We start from the raw sequence: 15,431 nt of genomic DNA, 5'->3' as shown, positions 1-15,431 counted from the left end.
TTTGCCTCTGACCTCAACGCGGAAGCGGTCGAACGCTGGAGATTGAATGGAGGTGCAGGACCATGTCATCTACGACGTCGTATCCATCACCTGTCCAAGGCGATTCTCGGTCAGGCAACAGCGTGCGTGAGCACAAGGCTGCCGCCACGACAGCGGGGATCCTGTTCATCATCGGGACGTTGGCCGGCATCCTCAGCAAGGCCGTCACTTCTTTCCCTGTGCACAACGCGGACGACCCGCTCGCCTACGCCGCGGACCACTCCGGCACCGTCGCGACGGGGGCGCTGCTCGTGCTCGTCATGGGTCTGTCGCTCGCGTTGGTCGCGGTGGTGCTCTTCCCTGTGTTGCGACCGGTGGACGAAGTGCTGGCCACGGGCTACCTGATCATCCGAGGGGCGGTCGAGACGACCACCTACGTCATCGTCGCCGTCGCGTGGCTGGTGCTCGTGCCACTGGCCGAGACCATGTCGGCAGGACCGGGCACGGCCTCACCATCTGGCGTGCGTCTGGGCACCCTCGTGATCGACTCTGATGGCGCCAGCGTGATCATGTCGCTGGTGTTCTGCCTTGGCGCCGCCCTGTTCTACGTCCTGCTCTTCCGGTCGCGCATCGTCCCCCGCTGGATCACGGTCTGGGGTCTCATGGGGATCCCGTTCTACGTTGCCGCCTACCTGCTCGCGATGTACGGAGTTGTCGGCATCAACTCCTCCGAGGTGAATGTCCTCTGCCTGCCCCTGGCCGTCCAGGAGATGGTGCTAGCGGTCTGGATGATCGCGCGCGGCTTCCGTCCGGCGGCCGTCTCGAACACGCCCAAGATCTGAAGGGGGCCACAATAGAGACCCACTCATCGGCTGCTTGTTTCGCGGGCAGCGGCCTGTCCCGACGTTACTGACCACTCGTCAGTTCGGCGGTGCTGGCGTCGGCGGGTACTAAGCCGTGAAGATGACGTGACGCTTACTCGCGGCGGCCTGCTGCCAGAAATCGGTGAGATCCCTGAAGTTGTCCCACGTGTAGTCGAAGTCTTCGTCTCCGAACTCCGCGTAGTCCGCGGCGTCGATCTGCTCGTAGCCTCTGCGCAGCGACTCCTGGGTGACGGACATGAGCGCGGCAGCGACAGCAGGAACTTGGTCCTTGTCGACCAAGACGACCAACTCGTCCTCGCCGCTGGTCAGCAGCTTGCCACCTAGGACGGCGAGGTTCAGTGGGCTGGAGCCGTTGTCGATGGCAAGCCGGCCGTCGGTGAGACTTCGGTGGATCGCATCCCAGGCCTTGTCGGTCGCCACGTTGTAGTCATCGGCGCGCTCCTCGATGATCTCGTGCACATACTCAGAGATCGCCTCGTCGGCGCCGTCCATCTCGAGAAGCTGCTCACGATCATCGTCGGTGATCGCAAAGTGCATGCCCAGGCTCATTCAGGTGCCGTCCCTCGTCGCGGGATTCCGAGGTGCACATTTTGCCTGCTGTCACTGATGTCCTGACACAGATTCGTCACCGATGTCCTGAGACATGACATCCCGACAGGTCAGGAACCGGCCGGTCAGATCCGCTCGGCGCTCAGTCGCGGCGCCACTCGAGCCAGCACGTAGAACGTCAGGCTCGCGACCAGCGCGAGCGCCGCCAGCACCATCCACGGCAGCTCGTGATGCACCTCGAAGAGCTGCGCGAAGAACGCCGGCGCGAGCACGCTCGAGAACGTGAACGAGTACTGCCAGTACGACAGGTACTTGCCCCGGCCGACCACCGGCGACACCGCGGCCGACAGGGCGTTGTTCGTCGCCGCGTGCAGTACGTCGGCGAACGCGTAGCAGGCCGTGGCGAACACCAGCACCGGGACGACCCATCCGCCGGGGATGTGCACCTGCAGCGCCATCAGCAGCGCCCAGGCGGCGTACGTGATCCCGGCCACCACCATGACGTTCGTACGACGCCGGCGCTCGGTGTGCCGTACGACGAGTGTCTGCCCGGTCGCCAACACGACCGACGTCGCCGCGATCAGAACGCCGACCAGCCACTTCGGCACTGTCAGCGCCTCGGCGACGTACACGGGCAGGCCTACCCCGAGCATCATCGTGCAGAGCGCCAGCAACGTGTTGGCCGCGATCAGCGCCAGGAACGTCTTGTCCTTGCGCAGCTGCGGCGCCGGTCCGCTGTCCTGGTCGGTCCTTGCGTGGTGTGACGGGTGCAGCCGCAGGAGCAGCAGTCCGGCGACGTAGAACGTCACCGCGTTGAGAGCCATCGCGAACAGGAACGGCGCGTCGCCGCCGATCGCCAGCAGCCATCCAGCCACCAGTGCGCCCAGAGCGAGGCCACCGGCCTGCATCATGCCGCCCAGGCCGAACCACTTGTCCCGCTCGCCCTCGTCGGCGACATCGTCGAGCAGGCTGAAGATCGCTGACCAGAACACGCGCTGCCCGGTCGTCGTGACCAGTGCGCACAAGAACAGCAGCCACATCGACCGCCCGAAGAAGAAGCCGGTGAACGCCAGGCCCTGCGCGAACTGGGCGGCCACCACCAGGTTCCGCGGCCCGACCCGATCGATCACCACTCCGACCGCGGCCGGGGCCGCGATGGAGAACAGCGTCGCGACGGTCAGCATCACGCCGGCGGTGCCGAGCGGGATGCCGGCGACCTTGTTGATGAACAGCAACAGCAGCGGTCCGGCGCACCCACCGCCGAACGAGTCGATCGCCAGACCGGCCAGCAACGGGACCCGGCCGCGAACGTTCGGCAGGCCGAGTGACGCGGCTGCGGGCATGGCGGAGCGCTCCCATCGGGTCGGTTTCGGCGGCTGGCGAACCGTAGCAAGCGCTCGCCAACCCATTCCAACCCATTTCAGTCGGCCGCGGACACCCGTCGTACCGCAACGTTCCGTAGCGGGTGCCAAACCACCGCTGTCGTCACGACCATCGCCACGAAAGCGATCGCGAACGGTGCGGCCAACCCGAACCGCTGCGCCAGTACGCCGCCCAGCGCGGAGCCGACCGCAGCACCGCCTACTGAAGCCAGCAGGTACACGCTGTTCACCCGGCCCATCAGAGCGTCCGGTGTGGCGAGCTGACGCGTTGTGGTCGAGACGATGCCCCACACCACCGCGTGGACGCCGAACACCGCCATGGTCGCGCCGGCAACCCACGGGCTCCTGGTGAGCGCCAAGATGAGGTGGACCGTCGTCTCGACAACCAGCCCGGCGCGCAGCAGCGTCACGGAGCCCACGCGCGGCTCCAGGAAATGGTACGTCGGCATGCCGAGCACACCGCCCACTGCGCCGACCGACACGAGCAGGCCGAACTGTGTCTCGGTCAGACCGAGCCGCTCGCGCGCGAACAACACCCAGGTCGCGAACGCGGCGCAGAAGGTGATGTTCATGACCAGGATCGACAACGCGAGCGTCCGTACGCCGGAGTGGTGCCAGAGCCAGCGGACTCCTTCGCGGACCTCCTGCCAGATGGCTGTCCGCGCGGAGCCGTCCGGCAACGGCGGACGGACGGCGACGCGGGCGATCAGGGTCGCCGCGCCAGCGAAGGTGATCGCGTCGAAGACCAGCGGGATACCGGCGCCCGCAGCGAACAGCAGTGCGCCCAGCGGCGGTCCGCCCAGTTGCTGGAGCACAGTGCCGCTGGCGAACAGCCGGGCGTTGGCCTTTCCGAGGTGATCCTTCGGTACGGCGCTGACGAGCAGCGCGCCGGATGCGTTGTCCGCCAGCGTTTCCGCCGTTCCGAGGAGGAAGAGTGCGACGTACACCGCCCAGAGCGGAGCGGTGTCGAGCAGTACGGCGAGACCGAGCGCGGCCAGCACGATCGCGCGAAAGGTGTCTGCGGCAACGATCATCAACCGGCGGTCGAGCCGGTCGACGAGGACGCCGCTGAACAACGCGAACAACAACCAGGGCAGCTGCTGGACGAACGCGGCGGCACCGACCGCCGCGGGCTCACTGGTGATCGAGGCGACGAGCAACGGACCGGCGGCGATCAGCGCACCGTCGCCGAGGTTGGAGATGACCGCGGCCGGGAAGATCTTCCGGAAATCGGGTCCGAGCTCGGACGGAGCCAGGTAGGCACCGAGAGAACGCATATGAACTCCTGAGGGCATGACGAATCGATGGACCCCGGCCGAGCAGCCGGCCGGTCCGGCCCGGTCAGAACCTCAACGTGCCGACCGGACGGCGTGTGCGATGCCCTCGAACAACCGAGACATTGCTCCCACCTCCGTCCATACCCGCAGCGACGACCTCGCCGCTGCGCCGACCCTACCGCCCCCTCCCCACCCCCGCACTCCGTTTCCACCCGGTATCCTCAACCCTCGGCGGCAACCGCCAGGAGGGTTCGCATAGCGGCCGAGTGCGCTGGTCTTGAAAACCGGTATGGCGGGTGACCGTCATCGTGGGTTCGAATCCCACACCCTCCGCTCATCTCGTCCCGAAAGTGGCCCTGACCTGCGGAAATACACACCTGTAATTCATCCGAGCAGGTGTCCGGCTGAGTCCGGTCATGTCCGATTGCGATCGGTCAGTTTCGGTTGACCATGCAGAATCCGTGCAATGGCCCCCGGCCCTATGTTCCAGCCCTGCCACTCGGCTCGTGATGGCTGGAACATAGGGGCGCCGGCCTTCACTCCGGTATCGAACATGTGTTCCTATATGAGGATGACCAGTCGAGGGATCGGTGATGTACGGCGGGTGCTCGGACAGCCGAAGTCGTGGATAGACCAGACCTTTGCCAAGCCCGCACCGCCGCTGCCCGATGTCCGCGGTGATGCGCTGCTGGGATTCGTGTGCGACCGAGTCCGCCAGTGGGAATCTCAGGTCGAAAATGAGGCAGCCGAGTATCACGACCGACCACTTGGGCCGGCCATGGTGCGGTACGCGCTCGACATACGACGGCTCTGTACAGCGCTGCGCCTGGTTCTCGCCCAGTACGGCGAGATGAGGGATGCCGACCCGGGCGCCTCGCGCGTGATCCGCAGGACCGTCCAGGAACTCTCAACAGCCTGGCGCAACCATCCAGACTGGCGTGATGAGTGGGTTTCGTAGCATTCCAACGCGAGCACCGGGGACAGCGGGGACAGGTGGTTTAGCGGGCTGTCCCCCTGAACCGGGGACAAAACCGCAGGTCAGAGCGCTGCGGGGGACAGGGGGACACCGGGGACAGTAGATGGTGTCCCCGCGCTGTTCCCGTCGCTCGGTTCGACGCCGGCGCGGCAAACCATGGTCGTGCCAGAGGGCGCTCGTCGGACAGAATGGCGTCTGCAAGCAAGTCGTAGGTGTCCTCGCCCGTACTACCGGAGCGAGTGACCGAGGGGAGGAAAGGTGGCTTCGCAGCCGATCCCGCCACGCGCAGGACGGCCCGCTCCGGAGGAGATGCGGTCGTCCTTGTCGCCAGCGCTCCGAACAGGGCTTGAGGCCTGGCTGTCTGGCTCGCTGATGGGCAACGGTGACGCCCAAGACCGCGCCGTTCTGGTGGCTATTGGCCTGGATCTCGACTTTCAAGGACGTACCGACTGGGCTCTCGGTGAAGTCCTCTCCTACGCCGACCAGGGCGACGACGAGCTCCTCGATGCAGTCCATGTGACTCTCGGTGTCCTCGCCTCTGGGCCGAGGACCTTGCGCGTATCACCGCACAAGGAGGTGGCCCGCCTACTCGCCGTCGGCCGATCAGCGTGGGACGCGACCGCGAGAGGGTTAGTGCATCGGGCTGACCCGACAGAACAAGCCGCCTTCGAACTCGCCAGCTCCGTCTCGGGCTCAGTCAGCACTGAGCTGAAGGAGGCGTGGGAGAAGGCTCACGCTCGCCAGTGCAACCCGGGAGATGCGTGGGACCACGCCATCAAGGCGGTTGAGGCAGTGCTGATCCCCGTCGTCGTGCCAGCCCAGACAAAGCCAAATCTTGGCCACGTGCTTGGCCAGCTCCGGGGACAGCCGCAACTGTGGAGGCTTGGCATCCGCGGGCAGAGTCGGGACAACAGCATCGAGCCTCTCGTGACCATGCTCAGCCTGCTCTGGCCAGACCCCAATCGGCATGGCTCTCCAAATCCGGAGCCCCCAGCCACGCCCGAAGAGGGCAGGGTGATGGCCAACCTTGCAACGACGATCGTGCAGTGGGCTCGCGACGGTCTGATCACCCGGCGGTGATCTGTGGCGATTGTTGACCTGGACGACCAAGAGTCATGGCCGGCGGGGATCGTTGATCTCGCGCAGAGCGAGGCGCGACGTCTGGCTGGAACGACAGAGCATTACACCGACCTGCAGATAAAGCAGGATCACGACCTGCTCGCCGATCTGCTCGGGCACAAACTGCGCGCCTTCCATTCGACGCGCCTGCTCGATGCTGAGGTTTCGGCAATCAGAGAGACCGGCTTGGTTGCTCTCTCAGACGATTTGATTGCAGCGCGTCTCAGGCACGCCGTCGCTGCGGGAGCGCTGTCACCAAAAGAGGCTGAGGTAATCGCTTCTGAGCATCTGTTGAATGACCTTGATGGGCGCGGGGCGCATCGGACTGGGCAGGTTTGCTTTGTCTCCGGCAAATCCGCCTTCGTTGACGACCTCGACGGATTGTTGCCACCGCTTGGCCATTGGGGTGGCGAGGCTATCTACTTTGCGTATCACGAAACCGACCCCAGGGCGCTTCGTCTTCGACGTATCGGTCAACCGGCAGTTGTTGTGGCACACCTAGACCTGGCAGTGGGTGGCGTACATGATTACCAGATCGATCGATTGCTGAAAGCATTCGTGGGGCGGTTGCTCGAACTCGAACGTGTTACCCCAGAGTTCCACTACTTCGGCGATGTTCCCAGTGTCGACATTGAGAACATATTGAGACCCGGCGATACGGGATACGCTGCCCTCGGGGATCTACCTTCCGCTTGATGTGGACCGCCGGGATGGGTGCCTGGCCAGGTGCTGTGGCGCGGTGGGTGGTCGCCGCCACAGGTCGCCGAATGTCAGGTGGCCTGCCACATCTGGTCGATCAGCGGGGTCGTTGGCGCCGGACCGTCGGCGGCCTCTGAGTCGCAACGAAAGGCGAGCGTCGCATCATCGTGACGTTTCGTCCGCGGATGCTGAGCGCCATCAGGATCGGCTGATTCGATGTGACGAACGTGCTCAATAAGTCGAGCAGGGCCTAAATTGCTAAGCAGATCGAGGTACTCGGGCCAGTTATACAAACCCATCTGATCTACGGGCCGAGTCGCGCCATCCGAGAAGATGGCGAGGCGGTGCACCTCTCGCCGGGGGTAACTGTGGACCACAGCGTGCAATGCTGCATTTGGGTCGGCCGCTGCCACCCACCAACCGTCAGGACGGTTACGTGTCTGAGTTTGGTTTTGCACAAGTGCGGAGATCGCTGCCTTGTGCTCTTGTGTTCCGAACAGCATGCCCTCGACTGCCGCTGGTTCAGTTCCGGAAATCTCTTCAATTCGCAGGTCGCAAGTAATTTGCGGTCCTTGTTTGGTTTCAACCATGACCGTGACATCAGAGAGTGCAAGCGTGTCGACGGTGTCTTCGCCGATCCGCAAAATCCCAACCGCTGCACATGGAGTACCTGGATCCGAGAGGTCGCAGGTATCAGAGTGCAATGCCGCTACGGCTGCCAAGGCCTCATAGAGGCCTTTAGTCAGCGGGATGTCTGGACGTCCGCTGAGAGCGGACAGCGTCTGTGCTCCCAATTGCTGCGCATACCAGGCCACGCCGTGATGGCAGCCGCCCATCGGCACGCCGGCACCATCAACGACGATGGCGAGGTCTGGTGTCGTCACCACGAAGTCTTCGTTCGGACGGCCAGGTGCTGCGTCTGTGGCGAGTGAGAACACTTAATTACCACCAATCTCGGGTTCGACCGCTGCGATCATGGCACAAAATCGTTCTACATCAGGGATGTGCAACCAGCGAGCCAAGCCGCTCGGTAGCGTCTCTCTCAGGCTGGACAACGTGCGGCTTGAGCCTGTTGCAATCGCGATGGTGTACGCCTCCTCCGCTGCCGCTACGGCGGCTTCGGGTTCCTCGGCCAAGATGTGTGCATTTGCGAGTGAACCAAGATAGCGGCCCCTGTCGCGATGATAGTCGGCAGGCAGGTTATTCAAAACGTCAGTGAAGGCTGCTATTGCTTCGCTCGCGCGTTGCAATTCTAGTGCGCATTTAGCTCGGGCGATCTTCACATACAGTCCGGGTTCGCAATAACGGTCGGCAGTTGGGTCGCCGTCGAAAATCTCGTCACCATAGCTCTCGACCAAACCGGAAGCAATATCGAAGACCCGATCAACCTCGCTACCGTTGCCATCGATTGCATGACCATGCGCCTCGGTCGCTGCCGCGATAATCCGCACGCGCCCAGTTTCCGGCGACTGGTACTTCTGGGCTGCCTGGGCATACCGAACTGCGTGCGTTCCGCGTCGAGCTGCGAGCGCCGCAGCCGCCCTTCGCATCATGACGAACGACGCCATTCGGTCATCCATGCCGACTTGCGCCCATTCGAGTGCGCGTGATTCCCAAGTTGCACCGCCCCGCTGGTCGCCGGCGTCGTGATGCAGCCAACCCGTAAATTCTGCATATCCAGCGCCAACCCGAAGGAGTCGATCGAGGACCGGCCCGCGTGCGTCTTGCTGCCAATTCTCCAGCGTGTCGACGTACGACTTCATCAGGGGCATCAGAGTTCGAGGGCCAAGCAGATTGTCGGCGGTGTACTGATTGCGGAGATTCTGCTCGAACCAGGCCAATGTGTCGCTGGTCGGACTGATGAAGACCCCGCGTGCACTCGTTAGAGGGGTAGGCGCTTGCAGGACGGGCAAGACCTGCTCAGCGATTTGTCGTTCCGGCATGTCACGAGGCGACATCTCTCCAAGGAGCATTTCGAAGCGGGCGAGTTCGTCACCACTCGCGCTCTTGAGCATGTGATCGAGGTCCCGCTGGCTGGCCATCGTTGGAACGATGTCGGGCTGGTGATCCCACTTCGCCACCCCACGGGGAGACATGCCGCCAATCTGGTCAGCCAGCTCCTCCATCGTCAGCCTGAGTGCGACGCGCAGAGCGCTCGCCTTCGCGCCTGTCCAGGTTGCTACAACGGTCACCATCGGCGGACTCCCCAGTGTCGCTGCCGTGCGGTTGAGTGCGGATCAGTGCAGGTTGAGTTCATGGCCGGACGGTCGGCCGGCCGATTGACTAGCGGACATGAGATTCCAACGTGTTGAGTCGCTCGGTCAGCTGATCGACCGCAGTGCGCAACTCGTCCAGCTGCGCCTGGATGGGTCTCGCGGACTTGGGCGATGCAACAACGCGAGCGGGTACGCCGGCGTGCAGTGCCAGGACACCTTCGCTCTCCAGTACCGCAAGCGCGTTCTTGACGGTCATGTGCGAGGCGCCGTACTTCGCGGCCAGTTGCTGAATCGACGGCAGATGATCGCCGACCGGATGCACACCCTGCTGGATGGCGTCCCTGAGGCTCTGCGCGATCGCCTCGAACAGGCGGGGCTTCGTTGGCGACTCAGTCATGACAACAGCGTAGATCAGGCTGGCTAGCTAGGCAGCGCATCGAGCCAACCCCTTGACCTGGCTAGCTATGTCAGCTAATCATGTAATCGCACCTAGCTAGCTAACTCAGCTACCTGATGGAGTGGAGGAACTACTCATGGAACTGGCGATCTTCGGCTTGGCGCTGCTGGCAGTGCTGGTCGTGATGTGTTGGAAGAAGTTCGTGGTGGCGGTGGTCGCGGTGCTCGGTGTGATGCTCGGGACGACGATCGCGAATAGCGGCGGCCGGCTGGAGGAGCCTTCGCAGGGCTTCACGAACTTCAGTCGTGACGCGATCGCTTGGATCGGCCAGGGCCTGTTCGGCGGTGACAAGTGAGCACCCGGACGGTTTGGGGCCGCCTCATGGACGCCCTGTACGCCGCGTCGGACGCCTCGCACAAGGCGCGGGGGTGGGAGGTCCGCAAGGGTCGGTTCGGTGCGCGCCGTTACCGGCTGGATGTGCCCGCGTGGCTCGAGTCGCAGCGCCGCATGGAGCGGTTCGGCTCGGCGCCCGGCTCGGTCGTGGTGGTCCGCGACGACGCGGCCGACGTTTTCGACTCGATGCGCTGGACGCAGGCCGACATCACGCCGGTGCTGCGCGAGGCGATCGACCAGGGCCGGGAGGTGGCGTGATGACCGCCCGTGTGGCCGCTCGTTTGGCGGCTGTGCTGTTCACGTTGTGCGCCGGCCTGGTGCTGGCGATGGTCGCCGGGATCGACCTGGCCGACCGGTCAGCGGTCGTGCGGGTGCTGGTGTTGCTGATCGCGACGATGCAGATCGGCGAGACGGCGTGGCGGTTCGTGTGGGCCGCCGAGGCCGGCGAGCGGCTATTGCCGTACCTGCCCGCGCTGGCGGTGGTGACCGGTGTCCCGATGGCGATAGCAGCCCACATCGACCGTCTCGGCCAGGTGGTCGGGATCGGCTCGTTGTTGGTGGCGTTGCTGTGCACGTCGGTGCTGATCAAGCCCGCCGAGCGGACTGCGCGTTCGTCCGGTCAGGCGGTGTCGTCATGACTTCACCGATGACTGCGCTGCACATCGACCGACCAGTCCGGGTCCGGCGGGCCGCACCTGCGCGCTGGGAGTGGACGTGCCTGTGTTCGCCCGCGGTGTGGCCGTGCACCGGCCGCGCCATGACCTGGGCCGGCGCGCAGGCCGCCGCCGACGAGCACCTGACCACCGCCCACCCCGCCCCAGCCACTGCGCCGGCGACTGGGCCGCTGGCGCCGGTGATCGACCTGGCTGCCTACCGCACCACCTCGATCTCCGGCGGCCGTGTGCTGGAGTTCTCGCGGCCGGGAGGTGACGCGGCATGACCGGCACGAGCAGCCCGGCATCGACGGGTTCGGCCGCGTTCGACCCGTTCCGGCCGCCGATGGTCGGCGCCGAGACCTGGCAGACCGCGATCGACGCGGCGGGCTGGCGGTGCGAGTGCACCGGCCAGTGCGGCAAGGGCCACGTCAAGACCGCCGGGCGCTGCGGGATCAACCACGGCTCGGCACACCCGCTGGCGGTGGTCGCGGCCGACCCGACCGCGTCCCTGCACGCGGCGGTCACCAGCGCCGACCTGGTGGCCCTGTGCGCCGCGTGTCAGGCCGGCGCCAAACGGGCCGCCATCAAGGCCGCCGAGCAGGCCACCGCCGAGAACCCAGACCAACTCGACCTGTTCGACCTGACCGGAGGCGAGGCAGCATGACCACCCCCAACCCCCTCACCGCGGCTGTCCCGGTCATCACGTTGACCCTGGCCGACGACGACAGCACCAAGGCCGCGGTCCGCCGCGAGTACGGGTCGCTGGACGACGCCGGACTGCCCGGACCCGTCTACACCCGAGCCCAGGCCCGCGCCGAACGGAACCTGCACGCCGGTATCCGCGCTGCCTACGACGACGGCGTGACGGTTCCGTGCCTGACCGACCCGGCGACCTGGGACGCGGATTTCTCCGAAGGACAGGTGACGCGCGAGGACGTGTTCCGCGCCGCGAACCTGTGCCGCACCGCGTGCCCGGTGTTCGGGCTGTGCGAGGCGTACCGGCTCACGGATCCGCCGGCGCACGGCATCCTCGCGGGCCGCTACATCAAGCACCCGTCCGAGATGCGCTCGCCCGGATCGACCCGCCCGGACACCAACCGCCGCGACGACTGGGCCACCGGCCGCGACCTGACCACCGACGAGACCGACACGACTGCCGACATGACCGCCGACGCGGCCTGATCCCTTCCCCTGACTGGAGAACCCCGATGAACCGCAAGCGCTACAACACCACCGCACCGCGCGACCTGGTGCTGCGGGTTGCCGAGGGCACCGACCGCCTGTGCGAGGCGTGCGCGTTGCGGCGAACCCGGCGGCGGATGGACGTGGCCGGCGTGGTGTTCGCGATCTGCGAGTCCTGCGCCCCGGTGCCGGTGATGGCGATCCTCCCGGCCCGCGACGGCGCCAACCAGACCTGTGACCGCACCGACTTCAAGGACGCTGCCTGATGACCACCACGACCAGCACAGGACTGGTTGCCCCTAGCAACTCCAAGAGTGAGAAGGCGACCGGTGTCGCCAAGCTGCGCACGCAGGCTGCCGAGGCGTCGCAGGTGCGGGCGCTGTCCACGCACCCAGACGTGATCGCGCTGCGGGTGGAGTCGATCCGCACTCAGGTGGACGTGTTGATGTGGGTCGGGATCGTGCTCGGACTCGCGTTCACGATGGTCAACGTGCAGGCGTTCGCCGCCGCCGGCGCGGCCACCGGGTCGCTGCCGTGGATCGCGGCATGGTTGCTGGACCCGATGGTGTCGCTGGTGCTGATCGCGGTGCTGCGCGCCGAGCAGATCACCGCTCGCTACCAGGTCAGCGACGCCACCGGCTGGCTGTCGCGGACGAAGCTGTTCGCGTTCGCCGCGACGTACGCGATGAACACCTGGCACTCGTTCACCACGCTCGACGTGGCCGGGATCGTGCTGCACTCGGTGCCGCCGCTGCTGGTGTTCTGCGCGGCCGAAACCGCCCCGGTGCTGCGCGACCGGCTCACCGAAGCCGTGCTGCGCGCCGAGCGCACCGCCGCCGAAGCGAACCCCACCGCGACACCCCTCACCGGACCTGCCGAGCCGGACCTGGCGCCCGTACTCGAGTCCGGCCAGCCGTCCGCCGACCAGGCGCCCGAACCGGCCGACACGACCCTGACCGCCCCGGCTCGGAAGCGGCCTGCCCGCAAGGCCACGGCCCGCCCGGCAGGCAAGCGCGGCGGCAAGACCACGGGCAAGACGACGGGCAAGGACAAGGCCCGGGCGCACTGGGACGCCGAGACCGCTGCGGGTCGCGAACCCACCGGCGGCGAGCTGGCCCGTGTCGCCGAGGTTGACCCGTCGCTGGGCCGCCGCTGGGCGCGCGACTGGAAGACCGAAACCGCAGACACCACGACTCCTGACCAGGCGGTGGCGACCGACATCACACCGGCCGCGATCACCAACACCCGCAGCACGGACGAGATCGAAGGAGAGGCCGCCTGATGCGCTTCATCGGCCGCAAGAACGACGACCAGGACCGCAACCAGCGGCCCGACGACAACAACGACCACGGCGACCACACCGAGCAGATTGGTATGGGTGAGGTGGTTCCGCTGCACCGCGCCACCAACGCCGACGACGAGGCCGACAACCTGGCCGGCGAGACCGACGAGAGCCGCCCGCGGGTGCAGGACGTGATCGTGCGGCCGGTTCCGGCTGCGGAGTCGGCGGCGCCGGCTGACTACGACGTGGACCCCGACGAGGACGACGACACCGAGGCGGTACCGGTGCGGGTGGACCCGGTGCCGGGGTCGGTCCCGGGGTTGTTCCCGTGGGATCGCACGGACGAGCGTCGGGCGCCGATCCCGTTGTGGGTCAGCGACACCGCGACCCGTAAGGCCGCGATCGCCTGGGTGGGCGACATGGCCAAGCACAAGGCGAAGTTCCACGCGGTGCGGACGCCGCTGTACGCGGGCCGGGTCGCGGTGCGGGTGCCGCGCGGCGGCGCCCGGGTGCTGCGCGACTACACCCGCTGGGTGAGCGACGCCGAGACCTATCCGCTGCGGCGGGAGGCGATCCGCAAGGCCGACGCGATCGAGCACATGAAGCTGGCTCGTGCGACGGCGGAACGGCAGCGGGCGCGCTTGGGGCTGTCGGCGCTCGTGGCGGTCCCGGTCCTGGCGGGACTGGCGCTGGTCGTGTTCGCAGTCCCGGTCCCGGTCGCGGTCCTGCTCGGTGTGGGCGCCGCGTCCTGGCTGGGGGTCCGGGGCGGGACCGAGGACAAGCCGTTGTTCGGTCGCGCCGTGGTCACCGGCAAGGTCCCGGAACTCACCTCCGACATGATCATCCGGGCGCTCGGTTCGCTGAACAACTCGCTGCTGAACAACGCGGTCAAGTCCGGTCGCGGGATCACGTTCCCGGCGCCGATCACCCGCGAGGGTCCCGGCTGGCGTGCCGACATCGACCTTCCGCACGGCGTGACCGCGAACGACATCATGGAGAAGCGTTCCGCGCTCGCGTCCGCGTTGCGCCGGCCGCTGGGCTGTGTGTGGCCCGAGCCGGACCCGAACCAGCACGAGGGCCGCCTGGTGCTCTGGGTGGGCGACAAGGACATGGCCCAGTCCCCGGCCGCCAGCTGGCCGCTGGCCCGCAAGGGCAAGGCCGACCTGTTCGAGCCGTTCGCGTTCGCGACCGACCAGCGCGGCCGCACCGTGAGCCTGCTGTTGATGTTCGCGAACATGCTGATCGGTGCGATGCCGCGCTACGGCAAGACGTTCGCGCTGCGGGTGATCGCCCTGGCCGCGGCACTGGACCCGCTGGTGCGCCTGTACGTGTACGAGTTGAAGGGCACCGGCGACCTGGCCGCGATCGAGGACTCCTGCCACCGGTACCACTCGGGTCCCGCCGAGACCGAGGACCTGGAAGCCGCGATGGCGGGACTGCGCGAGATCGCCAACGTCGAGTTGTCCCGCCGCGCGAAGGTGATCAAGTCCCTCCCCAAGGACAAGTGCCCGGAGAACAAGGTCACCCCGGAACTGGCGGCCAACAAGTCGCTGGGACTGTTCCCGATCCTGCTCATGGTCGATGAGTGCCAGGAGCTGTTCAAGTCCGACGAGTTCGGCGCCGAAGCAGCCGAGCTGTGCGAGAAGATCATCAAGCGCGGTCCCGCCCTGGGCATCATCTTGGTCCTGGCCACCCAGAAGCCCGACAGCAAGTCCCTGCCAACCGCGATCTCATCGAACATGGGCATCCGGTTCTGCCTGCGGGTGATGGACCAGACCGCCAACGACATGGTGCTCGGGACCTCCACCTACAAGGCCGGCATCCGGGCGACCGAGTTCAAGGCCAAGGACAAGGGCATCGGCATCCTGCTCGGTCACGCCGACTCCCACCAGACCGTGCGCTCCTACTACATCGACGGTCCCGCCGCCGAGGCGATCGGCAAGCGCGCCCACCAGCTGCGCGACAAGGCCGGGACGCTGTCCGGGCAGGCCGCCGGCGAAACCCCCGACGTGCAGGCGGGACCGCGGTACTCGCTGCTGGACGACATCGCCGCCGTCCTGCAGCCCGGCGAGGACAAGGTCTGGTCCGAGACGGTCTGCGATCGGCTCGAGGACCTGCGACCCGACGTGTACCGGGGCTGGGACGCCACCGGGCTGTCCAACGCGCTCAAGCCGCACGGCGTCACCACCGGACAGGTCTGGCTGACCGACAACGCGGGCAAGGGCGCGAACCGGCGCGGCTTCACCCGCGCCGACCTCGACAGGGCCCGCCGCGCCGCCGCCCAGGCCAAGAAGACGACCAAGCGAATCACTGACAGTGACGATCAGATGAGCGGGGAGGAGAGCGCCTGACCCGACCGAAACCCTCACAACTGTATCCGGCGGCTAGTCGCCGCACGGTCCTAGCGGGGCCAGCAGATTTCCAGAGTTTCTAGCACCTG

At 66.5% G+C, this 15,431-nt stretch carries 19 protein-coding genes and 1 tRNA gene; 14 read left to right on the top strand and 6 right to left on the bottom strand.

The features are described from left to right. The first annotated feature begins 122 nt into the window (after positions 1–122). Positions 123–821 carry a DUF4386 domain-containing protein gene (locus ABZX12_RS14855; protein ID WP_355693319.1) on the top strand — a complete coding sequence of 233 codons (699 nt, stop codon included), beginning with the start codon at positions 123–125 and terminating at the stop codon, positions 819–821. Between the two features lie 108 nt (positions 822–929). Here ABZX12_RS14855 and ABZX12_RS14850 read toward each other — a convergent pair whose 3' ends face one another. The 3 genes from ABZX12_RS14850 to ABZX12_RS14840 all read right to left on the bottom strand — a co-directional run bounded on the left by ABZX12_RS14850 (position 930) and on the right by ABZX12_RS14840 (position 4,071). Continuing rightward, the gene (locus tag ABZX12_RS14850; protein WP_355693317.1) at positions 930–1,412 is read right to left on the bottom strand and encodes a YfbM family protein; all 483 of its coding nucleotides are present in this window, start codon (positions 1,410–1,412) and stop codon (positions 930–932) included. Between the two features lie 125 nt (positions 1,413–1,537). Continuing rightward, entirely contained in the window at positions 1,538–2,755 is a 1,218-nt protein-coding gene (locus tag ABZX12_RS14845; protein WP_355693316.1) for an MFS transporter, read from the bottom strand. A 77-nt stretch (positions 2,756–2,832) separates the two neighbouring features. Next, positions 2,833–4,071 carry an MFS transporter gene (locus ABZX12_RS14840; RefSeq protein WP_355693314.1) on the bottom strand — a complete coding sequence of 413 codons (1,239 nt, stop codon included), beginning with the start codon at positions 4,069–4,071 and terminating at the stop codon, positions 2,833–2,835. A 244-nt stretch (positions 4,072–4,315) separates the two neighbouring features. Here ABZX12_RS14840 and ABZX12_RS14835 point away from each other — a divergent pair. The 4 genes from ABZX12_RS14835 (at position 4,316) to ABZX12_RS14820 (ending at position 6,862) form a co-directional block, all read left to right on the top strand. After that, positions 4,316–4,404 (top strand) — tRNA-Ser (locus tag ABZX12_RS14835). A 238-nt stretch (positions 4,405–4,642) separates the two neighbouring features. Beyond that, positions 4,643–5,029: a hypothetical protein gene (locus ABZX12_RS14830; protein WP_355693312.1), complete on the top strand. Its 387-nt coding sequence runs from the start codon at positions 4,643–4,645 to the stop codon at positions 5,027–5,029. 327 nt (positions 5,030–5,356) lie between these two features. Then, positions 5,357–6,127, top strand: a complete 771-nt coding sequence (locus ABZX12_RS14825; RefSeq protein ID WP_355693311.1) for a hypothetical protein — start codon at positions 5,357–5,359, stop codon at positions 6,125–6,127. Between the two features lie 3 nt (positions 6,128–6,130). Continuing rightward, positions 6,131–6,862, top strand: a complete 732-nt coding sequence (locus ABZX12_RS14820) for a hypothetical protein (protein ID WP_355693309.1) — start codon at positions 6,131–6,133, stop codon at positions 6,860–6,862. A 74-nt stretch (positions 6,863–6,936) separates the two neighbouring features. Here the strand turns inward: ABZX12_RS14820 and ABZX12_RS14815 are convergent, their stop codons facing one another. The 3 genes from ABZX12_RS14815 to ABZX12_RS14805 form a co-directional block, all read right to left on the bottom strand. Next, positions 6,937–7,803 carry a hypothetical protein gene (locus ABZX12_RS14815; RefSeq protein ID WP_355693307.1) on the bottom strand — a complete coding sequence of 289 codons (867 nt, stop codon included), beginning with the start codon at positions 7,801–7,803 and terminating at the stop codon, positions 6,937–6,939. Continuing rightward, on the bottom strand, positions 7,804–9,060 hold the full coding sequence (locus ABZX12_RS14810) for a hypothetical protein (protein WP_355693306.1): 1,257 nt from the start codon (positions 9,058–9,060) through the stop codon (positions 7,804–7,806). Between the two features lie 88 nt (positions 9,061–9,148). Then, positions 9,149–9,478: a winged helix-turn-helix domain-containing protein gene (locus tag ABZX12_RS14805; RefSeq protein ID WP_355693304.1), complete on the bottom strand. Its 330-nt coding sequence runs from the start codon at positions 9,476–9,478 to the stop codon at positions 9,149–9,151. 136 nt (positions 9,479–9,614) lie between these two features. Here ABZX12_RS14805 and ABZX12_RS14800 point away from each other — a divergent pair, with 136 nt between their 5' ends. Genes ABZX12_RS14800 through ABZX12_RS14760 form a run of 9 tightly spaced genes read left to right on the top strand, consistent with a single transcriptional unit; the run spans position 9,615 to position 15,342 of the window. Continuing rightward, complete coding sequence (locus ABZX12_RS14800) at positions 9,615–9,833, top strand: hypothetical protein (RefSeq protein WP_355693302.1); 219 nt, start codon at positions 9,615–9,617, stop codon at positions 9,831–9,833. Beyond that, positions 9,830–10,129 carry a hypothetical protein gene (locus tag ABZX12_RS14795; protein ID WP_355693300.1) on the top strand — a complete coding sequence of 100 codons (300 nt, stop codon included), beginning with the start codon at positions 9,830–9,832 and terminating at the stop codon, positions 10,127–10,129. The genes ABZX12_RS14800 and ABZX12_RS14795 overlap by 4 nt, the downstream gene beginning before the upstream one ends. Continuing rightward, a complete protein-coding gene (locus ABZX12_RS14790) occupies positions 10,129–10,509 on the top strand; it encodes a hypothetical protein (RefSeq protein WP_355693298.1) in 381 nt (126 codons plus the stop codon). The genes ABZX12_RS14795 and ABZX12_RS14790 overlap by 1 nt, the downstream gene beginning before the upstream one ends. Further along, complete coding sequence (locus tag ABZX12_RS14785; RefSeq protein WP_355693296.1) at positions 10,506–10,811, top strand: hypothetical protein; 306 nt, start codon at positions 10,506–10,508, stop codon at positions 10,809–10,811. The genes ABZX12_RS14790 and ABZX12_RS14785 overlap by 4 nt, the downstream gene beginning before the upstream one ends. Next, entirely contained in the window at positions 10,808–11,191 is a 384-nt protein-coding gene (locus ABZX12_RS14780; protein WP_355693294.1) for a hypothetical protein, read from the top strand. Before ABZX12_RS14785 ends, ABZX12_RS14780 begins: the two co-directional genes overlap by 4 nt. Continuing rightward, positions 11,188–11,709, top strand: coding sequence for a hypothetical protein (locus ABZX12_RS14775; protein WP_355693292.1), 522 nt, complete (start codon positions 11,188–11,190; stop codon positions 11,707–11,709). The genes ABZX12_RS14780 and ABZX12_RS14775 overlap by 4 nt, the downstream gene beginning before the upstream one ends. A gap of 26 nt (positions 11,710–11,735) precedes the next feature. Beyond that, positions 11,736–11,975 carry a hypothetical protein gene (locus tag ABZX12_RS14770; RefSeq protein ID WP_327639556.1) on the top strand — a complete coding sequence of 80 codons (240 nt, stop codon included), beginning with the start codon at positions 11,736–11,738 and terminating at the stop codon, positions 11,973–11,975. After that, a complete protein-coding gene (locus ABZX12_RS14765) occupies positions 11,975–12,991 on the top strand; it encodes a hypothetical protein (RefSeq protein ID WP_355693290.1) in 1,017 nt (338 codons plus the stop codon). Before ABZX12_RS14770 ends, ABZX12_RS14765 begins: the two co-directional genes overlap by 1 nt. Continuing rightward, on the top strand, positions 12,991–15,342 hold the full coding sequence (locus ABZX12_RS14760; protein ID WP_355693288.1) for a cell division protein FtsK: 2,352 nt from the start codon (positions 12,991–12,993) through the stop codon (positions 15,340–15,342). The genes ABZX12_RS14765 and ABZX12_RS14760 overlap by 1 nt, the downstream gene beginning before the upstream one ends. The last annotated feature ends 89 nt before the right edge of the window (positions 15,343–15,431 follow it).

Origin of the sequence: Kribbella sp. NPDC003505, assembly GCF_040610875.1 — a bacterium.
GTDB lineage: Bacteria > Actinomycetota > Actinomycetes > Propionibacteriales > Kribbellaceae > Kribbella.
This window is presented reverse-complemented; position numbering and strand designations above follow the sequence as displayed.

Coding starts and splice junctions, on each gene's coding strand:
- ABZX12_RS14850 (WP_355693317.1), bottom strand. CDS start 1,412: ATGAGCCTGGGCATGCACTTTGCGATCACCGACGATGATCGTGAGCAG.
- ABZX12_RS14845 (WP_355693316.1), bottom strand. CDS start 2,755: ATGCCCGCAGCCGCGTCACTCGGCCTGCCGAACGTTCGCGGCCGGGTC.
- ABZX12_RS14840 (WP_355693314.1), bottom strand. CDS start 4,071: ATGCGTTCTCTCGGTGCCTACCTGGCTCCGTCCGAGCTCGGACCCGAT.
- ABZX12_RS14830 (WP_355693312.1), top strand. CDS start 4,643: ATGACCAGTCGAGGGATCGGTGATGTACGGCGGGTGCTCGGACAGCCG.
- ABZX12_RS14825 (WP_355693311.1), top strand. CDS start 5,357: ATGCGGTCGTCCTTGTCGCCAGCGCTCCGAACAGGGCTTGAGGCCTGG.
- ABZX12_RS14810 (WP_355693306.1), bottom strand. CDS start 9,060: ATGGTGACCGTTGTAGCAACCTGGACAGGCGCGAAGGCGAGCGCTCTG.
- ABZX12_RS14805 (WP_355693304.1), bottom strand. CDS start 9,478: ATGACTGAGTCGCCAACGAAGCCCCGCCTGTTCGAGGCGATCGCGCAG.
- ABZX12_RS14800 (WP_355693302.1), top strand. CDS start 9,615: ATGGAACTGGCGATCTTCGGCTTGGCGCTGCTGGCAGTGCTGGTCGTG.
- ABZX12_RS14790 (WP_355693298.1), top strand. CDS start 10,129: ATGACCGCCCGTGTGGCCGCTCGTTTGGCGGCTGTGCTGTTCACGTTG.
- ABZX12_RS14785 (WP_355693296.1), top strand. CDS start 10,506: ATGACTTCACCGATGACTGCGCTGCACATCGACCGACCAGTCCGGGTC.
- ABZX12_RS14780 (WP_355693294.1), top strand. CDS start 10,808: ATGACCGGCACGAGCAGCCCGGCATCGACGGGTTCGGCCGCGTTCGAC.
- ABZX12_RS14775 (WP_355693292.1), top strand. CDS start 11,188: ATGACCACCCCCAACCCCCTCACCGCGGCTGTCCCGGTCATCACGTTG.
- ABZX12_RS14770 (WP_327639556.1), top strand. CDS start 11,736: ATGAACCGCAAGCGCTACAACACCACCGCACCGCGCGACCTGGTGCTG.
- ABZX12_RS14765 (WP_355693290.1), top strand. CDS start 11,975: ATGACCACCACGACCAGCACAGGACTGGTTGCCCCTAGCAACTCCAAG.
- ABZX12_RS14760 (WP_355693288.1), top strand. CDS start 12,991: ATGCGCTTCATCGGCCGCAAGAACGACGACCAGGACCGCAACCAGCGG.